The 16,298-nt window shown below is 66.9% G+C and carries 14 protein-coding genes; 6 read left to right on the top strand and 8 right to left on the bottom strand.

What is annotated here, in order from left to right; all coding sequences use genetic code 11:
* The 5 genes from AB4099_RS27185 to AB4099_RS27165 all read right to left on the bottom strand — a co-directional run.
* The coding region (locus tag AB4099_RS27185; RefSeq protein WP_441480349.1) for an ATP-binding cassette domain-containing protein at window positions 1-174 on the bottom strand (174 nt) is incomplete at its 3' end.
* An 8-nt stretch (window positions 175-182) separates the two neighbouring features.
* Entirely contained in the window at window positions 183-1,286 is a 1,104-nt protein-coding gene (locus AB4099_RS27180; RefSeq protein WP_441480344.1) for an amino acid ABC transporter permease, read from the bottom strand.
* A gap of 3 nt (window positions 1,287-1,289) precedes the next feature.
* Complete coding sequence (locus AB4099_RS27175) at window positions 1,290-2,405, bottom strand: amino acid ABC transporter permease (RefSeq protein WP_441480343.1); 1,116 nt, start codon at window positions 2,403-2,405, stop codon at window positions 1,290-1,292.
* A 96-nt stretch (window positions 2,406-2,501) separates the two neighbouring features.
* Complete coding sequence (locus tag AB4099_RS27170) at window positions 2,502-3,530, bottom strand: transporter substrate-binding domain-containing protein (protein WP_441480342.1); 1,029 nt, start codon at window positions 3,528-3,530, stop codon at window positions 2,502-2,504.
* A gap of 38 nt (window positions 3,531-3,568) precedes the next feature.
* Window positions 3,569-4,783: a trans-sulfuration enzyme family protein gene (locus tag AB4099_RS27165; protein ID WP_441480341.1), complete on the bottom strand. Its 1,215-nt coding sequence runs from the start codon at window positions 4,781-4,783 to the stop codon at window positions 3,569-3,571.
* Between the two features lie 80 nt (window positions 4,784-4,863).
* Between AB4099_RS27165 and AB4099_RS27160 the strand changes: the two genes are divergently transcribed.
* Complete coding sequence (locus AB4099_RS27160; RefSeq protein ID WP_441480340.1) at window positions 4,864-5,760, top strand: LysR substrate-binding domain-containing protein; 897 nt, start codon at window positions 4,864-4,866, stop codon at window positions 5,758-5,760.
* A 76-nt stretch (window positions 5,761-5,836) separates the two neighbouring features.
* On the opposite strand, the gene AB4099_RS27155 is transcribed toward AB4099_RS27160, so the two are convergent.
* Entirely contained in the window at window positions 5,837-6,544 is a 708-nt protein-coding gene (locus AB4099_RS27155) for a helix-turn-helix transcriptional regulator (RefSeq protein ID WP_441480339.1), read from the bottom strand.
* A gap of 92 nt (window positions 6,545-6,636) precedes the next feature.
* Between AB4099_RS27155 and AB4099_RS27150 the strand changes: the two genes are divergently transcribed.
* Complete coding sequence (locus AB4099_RS27150; protein WP_441480338.1) at window positions 6,637-8,064, top strand: MFS transporter; 1,428 nt, start codon at window positions 6,637-6,639, stop codon at window positions 8,062-8,064.
* Window positions 8,065-8,454: 390 nt separating this feature from the next.
* Window positions 8,455-8,736 carry a hypothetical protein gene (locus AB4099_RS27145; protein WP_441480337.1) on the top strand — a complete coding sequence of 94 codons (282 nt, stop codon included), beginning with the start codon at window positions 8,455-8,457 and terminating at the stop codon, window positions 8,734-8,736.
* A 203-nt stretch (window positions 8,737-8,939) separates the two neighbouring features.
* Here AB4099_RS27145 and pdxR read toward each other — a convergent pair whose 3' ends face one another.
* Window positions 8,940-10,361: a MocR-like pyridoxine biosynthesis transcription factor PdxR gene (gene pdxR / locus AB4099_RS27140; protein WP_441480336.1), complete on the bottom strand. Its 1,422-nt coding sequence runs from the start codon at window positions 10,359-10,361 to the stop codon at window positions 8,940-8,942.
* Window positions 10,362-10,437: 76 nt separating this feature from the next.
* Between pdxR and AB4099_RS27135 the strand changes: the two genes are divergently transcribed.
* Window positions 10,438-11,061: an FMN-binding negative transcriptional regulator gene (locus tag AB4099_RS27135; protein ID WP_441480335.1), complete on the top strand. Its 624-nt coding sequence runs from the start codon at window positions 10,438-10,440 to the stop codon at window positions 11,059-11,061.
* An 81-nt stretch (window positions 11,062-11,142) separates the two neighbouring features.
* Here AB4099_RS27135 and AB4099_RS27130 read toward each other — a convergent pair whose 3' ends face one another.
* Window positions 11,143-11,850 carry a L,D-transpeptidase gene (locus AB4099_RS27130; RefSeq protein WP_113514303.1) on the bottom strand — a complete coding sequence of 236 codons (708 nt, stop codon included), beginning with the start codon at window positions 11,848-11,850 and terminating at the stop codon, window positions 11,143-11,145.
* 457 nt (window positions 11,851-12,307) lie between these two features.
* Here AB4099_RS27130 and AB4099_RS27125 point away from each other — a divergent pair, with 457 nt between their 5' ends.
* Both AB4099_RS27125 and AB4099_RS27120 read left to right on the top strand, forming a co-directional pair.
* The gene (locus tag AB4099_RS27125) at window positions 12,308-13,180 is read left to right on the top strand and encodes a PhzF family phenazine biosynthesis protein (RefSeq protein ID WP_441480334.1); all 873 of its coding nucleotides are present in this window, start codon (window positions 12,308-12,310) and stop codon (window positions 13,178-13,180) included.
* 365 nt (window positions 13,181-13,545) lie between these two features.
* Window positions 13,546-15,999, top strand: coding sequence for an arylsulfatase (locus AB4099_RS27120; protein WP_441480333.1), 2,454 nt, complete (start codon window positions 13,546-13,548; stop codon window positions 15,997-15,999).
* Window positions 16,000-16,298: the final 299 nt, after the last annotated feature.

The raw sequence follows: 16,298 nt of genomic DNA, 5'->3' as shown, positions 1-16,298 counted from the left end.
GATCATCGTCGACTTGCCCGAGCCGGACGGCCCGCAGATCACCAGCTTCTCGCCGCGGGCGACTTTCAGGTTGATGTCGCGCAGCACATGGAACTCGCCATACCACTTATTGACCCCGATCATCTCCACGGCCGTGTCCGTGGTCAGGGCGGCTTTCGCCGGGGATGCCGTCATGGTGGCTCCTAGTGAGCGGTGGGGCCGCGGCGCTCGAGAAAATCGGCGAAGCGGGCGAATGAAAAGGACAGGGCGAAGAAGATCGCGCCGATGAACAGGAAGGTCTCGGCGGCGGGCGAGGGCCAGGCCGGATCGGCGAGCGCCGCCTTGCCGGAGCTGATCAGGTCGAACAGGCCGACCACGAGCACCAGGCTGGTGTTCTTGATCATGACGATGACGGTGTTCGCCAGGGCGGGGATCACCACCCTGATCGCCTGCGGCAGGATGACGAGATACTGGGTGCGCCAGAACGGCAGGCCAAGCGCGGCCGCGGCCTCATATTGTCCCTTGGGAATGGCCTGCAGGCCGCCGCGAATGACTTCCGCGAGATAAGCCGCGGCAAAGACCGTGAGAGCCACCAGCGCGCGCACGAATTTGTCGGGCAGCAGCGCCTCCGGCAGGAAGAGCGGCAGCATGATCGAGGCGACGAACAGGATCGAGAGCAGCGGCAGCCCGCGCACGGATTCGATCGCGACCACCGCCCCGATCCTGACGGCCGGCATGGTCGAGCGCCGCGCCAGCGCCAGCAGGATGCCGAGCGGGAAGGCGATCCCGATCGCGACGACGGTCAGGATCAGGGTCACCGGCAGGCCGCCCCAGGACGAAGTCGGCACCGTGCTGAGCCCGAGGCCGCCGCCCATCAGCCAGACGATCAGCGCAAGAGCCGCGATCCAGAGCAGCACCAGCCGCGGCGTCCAGCTCGCCGGCCGCACCGACCAGGCGAGCAGCGCCGGGATGATCAGGCAGACCAGGGCCGGCCGCCAGCGCTCGTCGAACGGATAGATGCCGAACAGCAATTGCCCCGACTTGGCATGGATGAAGCTCCAGCAGGCGCCGCTCGCCAGCCGGCAGGCATTCGGGTCGGGGTTGAGCAGCACGGCGTCGAGCACCAGCCAGCGCAGCATCGGCGGCACCACGAGGACCAGCAGGGTGCCGAAGATCAGGGTGAGCGCGACGTTCAGGGGCGAGCCGAACAGAAGCCTGGCCCACCGGCGGGAGGAGGCGAGGAGCGCGGCAAACCAGGCCTGGGGCGGCGCGGTCTCGCGGGGGAGCGGGAGTGAAAGGCTTTTCACGGTTCAACGTTCCACGATCGCGATGCGGCGGTTGTACCAATTGGCCGCGCTCGACAGGCTCAGGTTGAGGGCGAGATAGACGCCCAGGATGATGAAGACGCCTTCGATCGAGTGGCTGGATTTGCTGATGATCGTGTTCATCACCGCAAGGAAATCCGGATATCCGACCGCGATCGCAAGCGTCGAATTCTTGACGACATTGATGTATTGGCTGTTCATCGGCGGAACGATCACGCGCAGCATTTGCGGGACCACGATCAGGCGCAGGATTTTGGGCCTGGAGAGCCCGAGCGAGCGGCCGGCATCCCATTGGCCCGGACCGACGGAGAGGACGCCGCCGCGCACGATCTCGGCGATGAAGCCGGTGGTGTAGAGCGTCAGCCCGAACAGGATCGTGCTGAGCTCCGGCGTCAGCTCCAGCCCGCCGCGGAAATTCGAGCCGGTGAAGACCGGCCAACCCACTGAGGTCTCGATATCGGCCAGCCAGAGCCCGAGCAGCAGCACGCCGGCCGCGCTCCATGTCAGCCCGGAGCGGAGCCTGCGGGCCGGACCGGCGATCCAGGCCGCTGCGGTGAGCGCTAGCGCGAGCAGGATCAGGCCGGCGCCGGCGCTGTCCAGTTCGAAGCTGAGCGCCGGGACGACGAAGCCGCGCATCGAGGCAAAGACGCCTGGAACCGGATTGAGCGCCTCGCCGACCGGCGGCAGCACCTTCCACCACAGCGAGTACAGGAAGATCAGCAGCACGATCGGCGGCGAATTGCGCGCGATCTCGACCCAGACCCGGCAGGTGCCGGCCGCCAGCGGATTACTGCTCAGCCGGGTCACGCCGACGATCAACCCGAGCACCGACGAGAAGGCGATGACCAGTGCGGAAATGAAGATCGTATTCACCAGGCCAACGACGATCGACCAGTAATAGGGGTCGCGCGACTTGTAGGAGAGCAGCGCCTCGGAGATGACGATCCGGGACGGCATCGTCAGGAAGTCGAAGCCGATCGGGATGCCGCGGGCCTGCAGATTGGCGAAGGTCGTGCTGACGAGAAGGCTCGCGCATCCGATCACGGACGCGACCAACGCGCATTGAATGAAGATCGATCTGGTTCTGGCGTCGCTGAGCATGCCACCCTCCCGGTCCCAGGACCGGTGAAACAAGACGGTCAAAGAAGAGGGGAAGCGCTCGTCGCGCTCCCCCCGGCCGCTTTTCGGCCCGATGCTCTAGTCCCAGGGGAAGGGATAGTTCAGTCCGCCATCCTTCCAGAGCGCATTCATGCCGCGCTCGACCTTGAGGGGGCTGTTCTTGCCGAGATTATTGTCCCAGATCTCGGCATAGTTCCCCATCTGCTTGATGACGGTATAGACCCATTTGTCGTCGAGCCCGAGCGGCTTGCCGAAGCCCGGCTCCTGGCCGAGCACGCGCTTGACCTCCGAATTCCCGAGCTTCAGCTTTTCGTCGACATTTCCAGCCGTGATGCCGTGGAGCTCGGCCCAGAGCAGGGCATTGATCGTCCAGCGCACGACGTCGAAGAGCTGGTCGTCGCCGCGCGCCACGGCGACGCCGTTGGGCTCCGCGGCATGGCCGACCCGGATGATGTCGTAATCGTCCGGGTTCTTCGCGACCGAGGCGCGCTGCCCTGCCGCGGCCGTGCCGTCGGTGACATAGGAGTCGCAGCGCCCGCCGAAGAAGGCTTCGCGCGCCTGGATCGTCGAGTCGAAATAGACCTTCCGCATCGTGATCTTGTTTTCTTCCTCGGTCTCCTCGATCGCCTTCTCGGTCAGGCTGCCGCCGCCCTGCAGGCAGACGGTCTTGCCGTCGAGCTGCTTGGGATCGGTGATCTTGTCGGCCTTGCGCACGAGCAGCCCGTCCGTGTCGTAGAGATTGATCCAGACGAAGCGGACGACCGTGTCGCGGCTATAGGTGATGGTCGAGGTGCGCGAGAGCACGTCGATCTCGCCGGTCTGCAGTGCAGGGAAGCGCTGGCCAGCATTGAGCGGCACGTAGCGGATCTTGTCCTTGTCGCCGAGAATGGCGGCCGCGAAGGTGCGGCAGATATCGGAGTCGAAGCCGCGATAATAGCCTTTCTCGTCCGGGCGGGAGAGCCCCGGCACGCCCTGGCTCGCGCCGCAGCTGAGATAGCCGCGCTGCTTGATCTTGTTCACGACGCTTTGCGCGGACGCTTCGCCCAGGCCCGCCGCCAGGCCGGCCATGGCGCAGGCCGCCCCGACAAATGCCTTCAATCCTGTCATCGTCCCCTCCGTTCTTTTGTTGTGAAATGGGTACTCGGTTATTCCGCAACCCGGCCACTGGCCTGGGCTGCCTCGGGCTCTCCCGCAGCGGAGAAAAGCGCGAAGGCTGCTGCAAGATCGGCGATGAGATCGTCTTGCGCCTCGAGACCGATCGAGAGGCGCCAGACCGGCCCTGGTGGCAGCCAGTCCAGGCTCGTCCTGCCTTTTCGCGGGTCGCTGACGGCGATCAGCGAATGCACGCCGCCCCAGCTCGCACCGAGCCGCAGCAGGCGCATGCGGCGCAGCACCTGGGCCTGCAATGGGGCGAGATCGGCTCGGAGCACGAAAGAGAACACGGCGGCCGAGCCGGCGAAGTCGCGCTTCCAGAGGCCATGGCCGGGATGGTCCGGCAGGCCCGGATGCAGGATCCTGACGACCTCGCTGCGGGCCGACAGCCACGCCATCACGCCCTGCGCCGTCGCCGCCGCGTGGCGCATCCTGATCGGCATCGTCATCAGCCCGCGCTCGCACAAGGCGCAATCTTCGGGCGAGACGCCGTAGCCGAGGAAGCGCGCGGTGTCCTTGAGCTGGCGAAACAGCGCCTCGTCGCGCACCGCGAGCGAGCCCATCAGCAGATCGCCATGGCCGCCGGCATGTTTCGAGAGCGCCTGCATGCTGATATCGACGCCATGCGCGAGCGGCTTGAACAGCAGATGCGAGGCCCAGGTGTTGTCGGCGGCGACCAGCGCCCCGACCTTGCGCGCCGCAGCGACGATCGCCGGCACGTCCTGTACTTCGAAGGTAGCGGAGCCCGGAGACTCGACCCAGACCAGGCGCGTCCGTGCATCGAGCAGGGCTGCGATGCCGGCATCGAGCCGCGGCGCATAGGACACCGCCTCGACACCGAGCGGCCCGAGCAGGCGGGTGATCATGTCGCGGGCCGGACTGTAGAGCGTCTCCGGCACCAGGACCCGGTCGCCGCTGCGGCAGACCGCCATCGTCGCCAGCGTCAGGGCCGCCATGCCGGAGGGGACGACGAGCGCGCGCCGCCCGCCTTCGAGCTGGGCGATATGGTCCTCGAGCTGGCGGCTCGTCGGCGTGCCGTAGAGCCCGTAGCTGAAGCCGTCATAGACCCGCTCGGCCCGGCGCTCGAAGGCTTCGAGATCGTCGAAGACGATGGTCGAGGCGCGCTCGATCGGCATGGCGACCGCCTGGAAGGGCTCCTGCGAGCGGCCCGGCGGATGGATATGGGAGGTGTCGTCGCTTGGTTTCATGAGCAGGACCCTAGCGAGGCCGCCCATTGCCATCTATGGCCGCAGCGATAGAGTTGATCCGATTTTGATATGGGCTGGCCATGAACCTGCGCGACATCGACGTCTTCAACGCGATCATGATCAGCGGCGGGGCCGGCGCGGCGGCGACCCTGCTCGACACGTCGCAGCCCGCCATCAGCCGCTCGCTGGCGAAGCTCGAGGCCGAGCTCGGCTTCAGCCTGTTCGACCGCATTCGCGGCCGGCTCGTGCCGACGCGCGAGGGCCAGCTCTTTCATGCCGAGGTCAGGGCCAATCTGGTCGGGCTCGACCGGCTCAAGCTGCGCGCTGCCCAGATCAAGGAGGTCGGGGCCGGGGCCATTCGCGTCGCCAGCCTCTCGGCCCTCGGCCATGGCCTGGTGCCCCGCGCCATCGCCGCCTTCTCGCGCAAGCATCCTCAGGTGCGCGTCAGCTACCAGGTCCGCACCTCCAATGTCGTGCGCGACCTGATCGCCTCCGGCAGTTTCGACATCGGGCTTGCTGCCGACGAGATCGACACCAGCGGCGTGCTGCACAGCGTCTTCACGACGCCCCGGGCGGTCTGCGTGATGCCGGAGCACCACCGCCTGGCGCAGCGTTCGGTGATCACGCCGGCCGATCTCGATGGCGAGCCCTTTCTGGCGCTGGCGCCGGAGGACACGGTCCGCCTGGCGATGGACCGCATCTTCGCCGAGCACGGCGTGCACCCGCGCATCCTGGTCGAGACGCCCTATGGCGTGACCATCGCCATTCTCGCCGCGCAAGGGCTCGGCATCGGCCTGGTCAATCCCTTCGTCATCGCCGATCGCATGATCGGCGGCATCGCTGTGCGCCCGTTCGAGCCATCGGTCCATTTCCGGGCGCTGCTCCTGCGCCCGCCCGACGGCGCGAATTCACGGCTCGTCGCGGATTTCACGAGCGAACTTTTTGCCGTCCGCAATGCGTTCCTGGTCGCCGATTGAGAGGTGGCCCATCGGCTCGCGCCGGCTCGCAGGGCAGGGCGCGCTACCGATACGCGGGACGCAGCTAGCGTAACCGCTATGCGCCGCGCTCGGCTAGACGGACCCGATAGGCGCAGCGGCGCGCGCCCGCCGGGATATGCTCGACGCGCTCGACATGGACATCTGTTCCCAGAACGGCGCGGAAGATCGCCAGCTCCGATCGGCACAGGCCCTGGCAGGCGGTCGCGGCCGCGCAGATCGGGCAATGGTTCTCGACCAGGAGAAAACGGCCGGGCTCTTCCTCGATGATCCCCGCCATATAGCCCTCGCGGCTGCGGATTTCCGCCAGCGCGGCGAGCCTGCGCCGAAGCGAGCCGCCCTCACCGATATGCGTGCGATAGGCGGAGAGGCTGGCCTGTTCGCGGTGCGCGATCAGCCGCTGCAGCCCGGGCTCGCCAAAGAGATCGCGGATGGAATGCAGCAGGTCGAGCGTCAGGTCGGAATGACGGTCGGGGAACCGGTCATGCCCGCGCGGCGAGAGCTCCCAGTATTTCTTCGGCCTGCCGCGCCCTTCCTGCCGGTCATGGCTCGTCACCAGGCCGTCCGTTTCGAGCTTGAGCAGATGCTGCCTTGCGCCGGCCGGCGTCATGTCGAGCCGCGCCGCGATCGCCGCCGCCATCTGCGCGCCGCGCGTCTTCAGGTGGAACAGCATCCGCTCCCGGCTGCGCTCGTCGCCTTGGCCGTCCTTGCCGGGACTGCCCTTGCCCGGACTGGCGTCGCTTTGACTGTCGTTGCCTTGACTCATGGCTCTCAATTTAGATAGCGATTGCTTTCTAAATTAGAACGCCCTGCGCATCCGCGCAAGGCATCGTGTGCCGCAGGCGGGGACGAACGGACATGGAGCAGGGCACATCGTCCACCGAATGGCGGGACCTTCTGAAATGGACCTGGCTGCCGACGCTGGCGATCCTGACGAGCGGCGTGCTGCTCCAGTCGATGAATGCGCTGCTGCTGACGACGGTCCTGCCTTCGATCGCCGATGAACTCGGCGGCGCCGCCATGCTGAGCTTGCCCGCGAGCGCCTATGTCGGCTCCTCGATCGTGGCGGCGAGCGGGGCAGGCCTGCTGACGGCCCGCTACGGCGTCCGGGATACCTTGTGCGTCGGGGTGGTGATCTTCGGCCTCGGAGCGCTGATCTGCACCTTCGCTGCGAGCATGGGCTGGATCGTCGCCGGGCGTCTGGTTCAGGGCCTCGGCGGCGGTCTCGAGGTCGGCGCGGCCTATACGGCTGTCCGCGCGGTTTTCCCGTCGAAGCTCTGGCCGCGGGTCATCGCGCTGATGGCGACGAGCTGGACGATCTCCGTCTTCCTCGGGCCGCTGGTCGGCGGCTTGTTCGCACGCGCCGGACATTGGCGCGGCGCGCTTGTCGTGACGGTGCTGATCTCGGCCATCCTGGCGGTCGCAGCCGCGCTCGTGCTGCCGGCAAACCGCCCCGTGGAGCGCTCCGCCGGGGCGCGCATTCCGGCCGGGCGCATCGGCCTGATCTGCCTCGCCATCGCGGCGCTGTCCTGTGCCTCGCTCGTGCAGGCGGTCGGTGCCAAGGCGGGCCTCATCCTTGCCGCGGTCGCAGCCCTGGCGCTGATGCTGCGGCTCGACCGCAAAGCACCGGTGCGCCTGCTGCCGAGCGATGCGTTTTCGGTCAGCACGCAGACTGGCATCGGTCTCTGGCTCGCTTTGCTGCTCTGCATCGCCTTCAGCCCGCTGCACATCTACATGCCCATCTTCCTGCAGAGGCTTCGGGGCCTTGATCCGCTTGAATCCGGGTTCATGGTCGCGAGCGGGTCCCTGGCCTGGACGGCCGCCTCCGTCCTGGTCTCCGGCCTGACGGGCCCCTGGCCCAGGCGTTTGCTGCTCGCCGGTCCGGTTCTGATGGCAGGCGGCCTGATCGCGCTCGCCATGCTCCTGCAAAGCCCGGCGCCGACCTTGGCGCTGGTCCCGGCCATCGTCCTGCTCGGGATCGGCATCGGCCAGGCCTGGCCCTTTGTCGGGCCGACGATCATGAGCGGCGCAAGGCCGGGCGACGAGGCGGCGGCCGCCTCCGCCGTGCCGACCATCCAGCAAACCGGCCTGGCCCTTGGCGCGGCGCTGGCGGGCGTGGTCGCGAATGCCAGCGGCTTTGCCTCGGCCGCCGCCGAAGCCGACACGCGGAATGCGGCCTTCTGGGTGCCGGCTTGCTTTGCCGTCACGGCTGGCCTCGCAGGCGTGGCGAGCCTTCGGCTCCAGTGGCGGCGGCGCGCCGATCTCGCTTCGGGACCCGGGATGTAGGGCCAGCCCCGAGGGGGATGCTCCTGCGGGCTTGAAGCGGCATAACGGCTCAGGGCCTGGATCGTCGGGCGCAATTTTCGTATCGGGCCCGGCGATCTAAGTTTTTGTGATTGCATCGGCTTTCCCGAAAGCCGCGATCTCCGTCCAGGGCCGATACTTGAGCCGGCCGCCTCGATGTCACGCTGGAGCCGCATTTGCTTAACACAACCCAAATCGCAAGCGTGCGTGCCAGGTCAGGACATCGTTATGTACGTGTTCCCGTTAGCAGCGGCCGTCTGCGCCATTGGGTGTATACTTGTCCATTATGAGTTCCTGCGCTTGATATCGGGCAGCGTGGCGCATCTTGACGTCGCGCCGAGACAGAGAATTGTCTACGTTGTTGCAGGAAGCATGGTCAGTCACGTCATCCAGATCCTGATATTTGCACTGTTGCTGTGGCTGCTCTCCGTTGCCGTAAATGAAGAGGTGTTCGGGATCGGCATTCCCGTGTCATTCCAGCAATCGCTCTATGTCTCCTTTGAATCCTACGCCTCTCTCGGCAGCAGCAACGCGCTGCCCTTCGGCCCCTTGCGGATCTTCATCGGCGTCGAGGGTCTGTCGGGGCTGGTGGTGATCGGCTGGACCTCGGCCTTCACCTATTGGTGCATGACGCAGTACTGGAACGACCACTGAACTGAGGCCTTGCGGCTGGCAGGACTGATCGATGACGCAGAGTCGGGAAAGATTTGAAAAGTCTCATCTCGGCAATGGCTTGAGTCATGGGATTCGCGTGACACATGACTTCAGGTCGGGCCGGGCGCGGTCCGGAGCGGGCATGCCGGCTTGAGCCTGTTGCCTCGTAAGGCTGACCGGGTGCACCCCGCCGGCACCGCTTCTCAGCGCTGACCGGCCAGCACGCTCGCCAGCAGCGCGATACCGCGTTTCACGGCGCCGGTATCGAGGCCGGCATAGCCGAGAATGAACCCGGCTTGGCGGGGCCGGGGGACGGCCGGATCATAGAGCGGCGAGACCGGGTGGAGCCCCACGCCGGCGGCGCGTGCGGCGGCGATGATCCCGGGCTCGCGCTCGGCAGCGACATCCGTGAGCCAGGCGACGACATGCAGGCCGGTATCGGCGCCTTCGACGGTCACAGCCGGCCCAAGCTCCTCGGCCAGGGCCTGGAGCAGCACGGCCCGTCGCTCGGCATTCGTCCTGCGGATGCTCCGGACGTGGCGCTCATAGGCGCCCTCGCTCAGGAGATCGGCCAGCGCCTCCTGCTCCAGCAGCGGCGTGTGCCGGTCGGTCAGGCGCTTCGCCTCCGCGAAGGCAGGGATCAGCGACGGCGGGACGACGAGATAGCCGAGGCGAAGCGCCGGCGAGAGCGTCTTGGAGAATGTCCCGACATAGATCACCGAGTCCGGATCGAGGGTTTGCAAGGGCGGGATCGGGGCGACGTCGTGCCGATACTCGCCGTCATAATCGTCTTCGATGATCGTAGCGCCGGTCTCGGCCGCCCAGGCCAGCAACGCGCGCCGGCGCGTCGCCGAGAGCACGCTGCCGAGCGGAAACTGGTGCGAGGGCGTGACATAGGCGAGGCGCGCCGGGGGCAGGGCATCGGTCGCGAGCCCATCGCGATCGACCGGAATCGGGCGGGCGACGCCGCCGGCCGCCGCGAAGGCGTGGCGGGCGAGCAGATAGCCGGGATTCTCGATCATGAAGGCATCGCCGGGGTCGAGCAGCAGCCGGGCGCAGAGATCGAGCCCCTGCTGCGATCCGCTGACGATGATGATCTGCTCAGGCGAGCAGGTGATGCCGCGGGCCCGCCAGAGATAGCCCTGCAGGCTTGAGCGAAGCGCCGACGACCCCTGCGGATCGCCATAGCGCAGCCGCAGGCTTCGGCGCAGGCTGACCCTGTTCAGGGCGCGCCGCCAGGCGAGCACCGGAAAATCGGCGCCGGAGAGATCGCCATAGCGGAAATCCGCAATCAGGGCCGGCTGCGCCGCGATAGGCCGGGGCAGGGCGAGCAGGCGCTGCGCGAAGCCTGAGAGATGCCGCGGCGCGGAGACCCGCGCTGGCGCTGGCGGCGCCGCACTAAGCCCCTTGGCCACGATCGGCCGCGCGCCGGCCCGGCTGATCAGGTAACCCTCGGCGATCAGCTGGCCATAGGCTGCTGTCACCGTCGTGCGGGACGCGCCCCATTCGGCCGCAAAGGTCCGGGTCGACGGCAGGCGGTCGCCAGGCTGGTAGGCGCCGGCATGGATCTGTTCCTTGATCGCCGCGATGATGCGGCGCGCGACGCCGTCAGTGAACTGGACCACATCAACCCCTTGGAACTGGCCGTTTCCAGAAAGCCAGATTGGGCGCATCTTTCTTGGCAGCACAAGGAGTTCCGCAATGTATACCCCGCCAGCCTTCCGCGACGATGACAGGGACAGCCTGCGGGCGACGATCCGCGCCTCCAGGCTCGCCACTCTCGTCACCGGCACCGTCGATGGCGTGCTGGCGACGCCTTTGCCGCTCTATCTCGAGGAGAACGAGGGCGAGCATGGCGTGCTTTATGGCCATCTCGCCAGGGCCAACCCGCAAGGCCGGGCCGCGGCACTGGGCGAGGCGCTCGCGATCTTCATGGGCCCGGACGCCTATGTCACGCCGTCCTGGTATGAGACGAAGCAGGAGACCGGGAAGGTCGTGCCGACCTGGAACTATGTCGCGGTCCACGCCTATGGCCCGGTCGAGTTCTTCGATGACACGGTCCGCCTGCTCGACGTCGTGACCCGCCTGACCAACCTGCACGAGGGGGCGCGCGCCAGGCCCTGGACGGTGTCCGAGGCCCCGCCGGACTTCGTGCAGGCGCAGCTGCGCGGCATCATTGGCCTGCGCCTGCCGATCACCCGGCTGGAGGGCAAGCGCAAGCTCAGCCAGAACCGCAGCCCGGCCGATCGGGCCAATGTCGCGGCGGGACTGGCGGCGAGCGAGCGGGCCACGGACCGCGAGGTCGGCGCGCTGATTCCGCTCTGACAGCGGGCGGTTCCGCGCGACCAGCCCTGTTCCTCGCGCTGCCCGCACCGGCAGCGCCCGGACCCGGACTGGCGCCGTTGCTTAAGCCGGCAGGACGACCACCTTCGTCTTGACCGGCGTGCGTGAATAGAGGTGCATCATGTCTTGGCTGAGTAGGCCGACGCAGCCGCTTGTGATGCCGTTCCCGATCGATTCGGGGTCGCTCGAGGCGTAGATCGTGTAGAGCGTGTAGGCGCCATTCTGATAGAGATAAAGCGTGCGGGCGCCGAGCGGGTTTTCGAGGCCGCCCGGCATGCCGCGGGCGTATTTGGCCGCCTCGGGCTGGCGCTTGATCATCTCCTTGGGCGGTGTCCAGGTCGCCCATTCCGCCTTGCGCCCGATATAGGCATCACCGCTCCACCGGAACCCGTCGCGGCCCACATTGGCGCCATAGCGGGTGGCCGATCCGTCGTCCTCGACGCGGTAGACGTAGTAATTGCCGGGATCGACGATGATCGTGCCGGGCGCTTCCTTGGTCTCGTAGCGAACTGTCCGGCGATAATATTTCGGATCGACCTTGCTGACGTCGACCGCCGGGATCGGGAATTTCTCTTCGGGCACCGGCCCGTAGATCTTCGCCGCCTCGGCGAGGCTCATGCCGTCGGTCGTGCACCCGGCTAGCCCGAGGCCGCCGAGACCGACGGCCGAGCCGACCAGAAACGACCGGCGGTTGAGAAGTCCCGCCCGGTGCCCGATCAGAGCGACCTCGTCCATCTTGCCGGCATCGGCATTACCACCGTCGATGATCATGATTTTGGACTTCCCATGTACTATTGCCCGACGAGGAAATACTCCGGCATACCCCCGCTGAACGTCTTGCCGAGCTGAGACTGCCTTCACGCGGCTCGATTGGCAAGCTCTGGCCTTCGCTGCGCGCACCAAAGCCGGTCCCGTCCACGCGGTCTCGCAGCCTCACGTCGCCTGGCGCTCGGCGTGGCCCGATCTGATCCTTGGCCTCGGCATCGCGGCGCCGCGGCGTTCAGATCTCCCGGGGCCGGCCTGGTGACCGTCGGCTTCAACCGAACCCTTCCTGCAGCATGCGCTCTGCAAGCTCCCCGCATCTGGCGGCGCACGCGCCACGCTCCGCGGCGAGTTCCGTCAGGCCAGGCTCCCGGCTCTGGTGCCGTCACCGGCCTCGCCAGTTAACCTCGCCAGTTCCTTGCCGATCGGCTATCCCAGTCTCGCCCTTTCGATGCGAGGACATGTCATGGCCCGGGCCTATAAGGTCGTCGATGCGTTTTCCGCAAAGCCGCTGCTCGGCAACCCGGTCGCGGTCATCCTCGACAGCGCGGGCCTCAGCGACGCCGCGATGCAGGCGATCGCGCATTGGACCAATCTGTCGGAGACCACCTTCGTGCTGCCGCCGACGCGCAGCGAGGCCGATTACCGGCTGCGGATCTTCACGCCGGGAAGCGAATTGCCCTTTGCCGGCCACCCGACGCTCGGCAGCGCGCACGCGATCATCGAGGCCGGGCTCGCCACCCCGCGCGTCGGCAGGCTGGTGCAGGAATGTGGCGTCGGCCTTGTCGAGATCACGGTCGAAGGCGAGGGCGCCGAGCGCCGGCTGACGCTGGCGCTGCCGCCGGCGACCGTCACGACTCTGTCGGACGGCGATGTCGCCGAGATCGAGGCCATTATCGGCCACGGCGTCCTCCGCGAGGCCAGCCCCGCCATCGTCAATGTCGGCGCGGTCTGGGTCGTCGCTCAGGTTGGCGGTGCCGAGGCGCTGCTCGCACTGAAACCCGATTTCGCGCGCTCGGCCGCCTTCGAGCGCCGCCTCGGCGTGACCGGCATCACGCTCTTCGCCCGGCGCGAGGGCAGCGGGCCCGAGATCGAGGTCCGCTCCTTCGCGCCCTCCTGCGGGGTCAACGAGGACCCGGTCTGCGGCAGCGGCAATGGCAGCGTCGCGGTCTTCCGGGCCACTCGCGGGCTTCTGCCCGCAGGCGGCGCCCGCTACGAGGCGGCGCAGGGCCGCTGTCTCGGGCGCGACGGCACCATCACCCTCGCGGTCGATGCCGGCGGCAAGGTCCAGGTCGGCGGCGCCTGCGTCACGACCGTGGATGGCACGCTCCTGCTCTGAGCCCTTCGCCGCACGGAGATTGAGGAGTGTCCGCTAACCACCGGCGGGACTCGGCTCCCTTAGGCATCGCCTCGGCGGGGCCGGGGCAGGGCAGATCCAGGCCGTCGTGATCGCTCCTGGCGGAGATTCGCCTGGCGCGAAACCCTCGCCGCGCGTGAGCCGATATCGCACGATCGATGGCAATCGCCTCGGCATCGGCTTACTGTAGCGGCCGGCTGCAATCTATCTAGCGCCGTTCCCTCCGGGCAAAGAACGCCCCTGACGACCCAAGCCTGCAAATCTCGAACGTTGCTGCTCACGCTTCCGACAAATGGACCTCCTCGTCGAGGCCCGACCCACTTCGGAATAAGCCAATGAGGCACGCCATGATTTCGCACCCGCTTTTCACTTCATTTTTGGTTTCAACGAGCCTTTGCATTGGCGCGGCCTACGCGCAAACGATCACCGGCACTCCGGGAGCCCCGAGTGCGACCCAAACCATAGACGGCAAGTATCTGCCCCCGCCGCCATCCGCATTTGGCGGTACGATTGGCCTCGATGCCGCCCAGTCCAAGCCCTACTGGCCAGCGACTGTGGTTCCGCCGGCCAATGCGCCGAATGTGCTCCTGATCATGACCGATGACGCTGGCTACGGAGTGTCCGGCACGTTTGGAGGGGTCATCCCGACGCCGGCGCTCGACCGGGTCGCGAATGCCGGGCTGCGCTACACGCAATTCCACTCGACCGCGCTCTGCTCGCCGACGCGGGCGGCGCTGATCACCGGCCGCAACCACCATTCCGTGGGATTTGGCGTGATCACCGAGCAGTCCACCGGCTATCCCGGCTACGATTCCGTGATCGGGCCCGAGAACGCCACGATCGGCGCGATGCTGAAGCTGAACGGCTATGCCACCTCCTGGTTCGGCAAGGAGCATAATACGCCGAGCTTCCAGTACAGCGTCGCGGGCCCCTTCGACCAATGGCCCGTCGGGATGGGTTTTGAGTACTTCTACGGCTTCATGGGCGGCGAGACCGACCAGTGGACGCCCTATCTCTTCCGCAACCAGACCCAGGTCTTCCCCTGGATCGGCAAGCCCGACTACAACCTCACGACCGATCTGGCCGATGAAGCCATCGATCACATGAGGAAACTCAACGCGGCCGCGCCCGACAAGCCGTTCTTCGTCCATTACGTGCCCGGCGGCACCCACGCGCCGCATCAGCCGACGCAGGAATGGATCAACAAGTTCAAGGGCAAGTTCGACATGGGCTGGAACGCCCTGCGCGACCAGATCTTCGCCAATCAGAAGCGGCTCGGCGTGATCCCGGCCAGCACCGCCCTGACCCCCTGGCCTGACGACCTGCCGAAATGGGACACGCTCTCGGCCGACGAGAAGAAGCTCTTCGCGCGCCAGGCGGAGGTCTACGCCGCCTATGTCGCTTATACCGACTACGAGATCGGCCGTGTGATCAAGGCCGTGGAGGACATGGGCAAGCTCGACAACACGCTCATCATCTATATCGAGGGCGACAATGGCACGAGCGCCGAAGGCTCGACCATCGGCACGCCCTTCGACCTGGCCGCGATCCAGGGCATCAACGTGCCGGTCGCCGAGCAGTTGAAATACTACGATGCCTGGGGCTCCAGCACGACCACTCCGCACATGTCGGTGGCATGGTCCTGGGCCTTCGACACGCCGTTCAAATGGACCAAGCAGATTGCGTCGCATCTCGGCGGCACTCGCCAGGGCATGGCGATGGCCTGGCCCGCCCGCATCAAGGATGCCGGCGCGATCCGCAGCCAGTTCCACCATATGATCGATATCGTTCCGACCATTCTCCAGGCCGCGGGCATCCAGGCGCCAGTGATGGTCAACGGCATCGCGCAGAGGCCGATCGAAGGCGTCAGCATGGCCTATACCTGGGACAAGGCGAACGCCAACGCGCCCTCGACCCGCAAGACGCAGTATTTCGAGATGTTCGGGAACCGCGCCATCTACAACGACGGCTGGATTGCTGCGACGACCCCGCCGGCGCCGCCCTGGCTGATGGGCCTGGGCAAGATGCCGGACGTGATCAACGGCTATAACTGGGAACTCTACAACATCGCCGAGGACTATTCGCAGAACAATGATCTGGCAGCGAAGATGCCCGACAGGCTGCGGGAGATGAAGGAACTCTTCCTTGTCGAGGCGGCGAAATACAATGTCTTCCCGCTCGACAACGATATCCTCGGTCGCCTCCTGACGCCGCGGCCGAGCGCGACCGCCGGCCGGAATGTCTTCACCTATTCCGGCGAGGTGTCAGGCATCGATCCGAGCAATGCGCCCAGCCTTCTCAGCAAGTCGTTCTCGATCAGCGCCGAGCTCGAGATCCCCTCGGGAGGCGCCGAAGGGATGATCGTGACCGAGGGCGGACGCTTCGGCGGCTACGGCCTGTATCTGCTCAAGGGCAAGCCGGTCTTCCTCTACAACCTCCTGGGGTTGGAGCGCTTCCGCTGGGAAGCCCCGACGGCGCTTTCGCCGGGCAAGCACACCATCGTCTTCGACTTCGCCTATGACGGGCCCGGCTTCGGCAAGGGGGGCACGGGCGTCCTGAAGGTCGACGACGCCGAGGTGGCGAACAGGACGATACCGCATACCATTCCCTTCCTGACGACCATCGACGAGACCTTTGACGTCGGGGTGGACACCCGGACGTCGGTGGAAGACGCCGACTACCAGGTGCCCTTCAGGCTGACCGGCCGGCTGGGAAAACTGGTCGTCAGGCTGGGGCCGCTGCAGTTGGGAGCAAACGAGCTGGAGGCACTCCCGTCCAAGCTCGCCAAAGCGCGAGATTAGGCGCGAAGAGCCAATCTGGTGATGCGCAGGGACGCCCCCAGATCCGAAGGCTGATCGGCAAGGCAGATCTGGCCGCGGAGCAGGTGTCTGAGCCAGGCGCCGGCGCGCTATGCCGGCGCATGGTCGGGCTGGTCCGGTCGCGAAGCTGCCTGCGCCTCCTCCTCTTGGGCGCCTTGCGAAACCTCTGCGGCGTCGAAGGGCTGGCCGGCTCGTCGGACGGCGCGTGATCGTCGCGCCGTAGCCACGGCGCTGCCGGCCTGTGCCGCTTGTCACCCCGCGCCGATGTGCTGGAGGGGATA

Origin of the sequence: Allobosea sp. 2KB_26 (genome assembly GCF_052115715.1) — a bacterium.
Taxonomy (GTDB): domain Bacteria; phylum Pseudomonadota; class Alphaproteobacteria; order Rhizobiales; family Beijerinckiaceae; genus Allobosea.
This window is presented reverse-complemented; position numbering and strand designations above follow the sequence as displayed.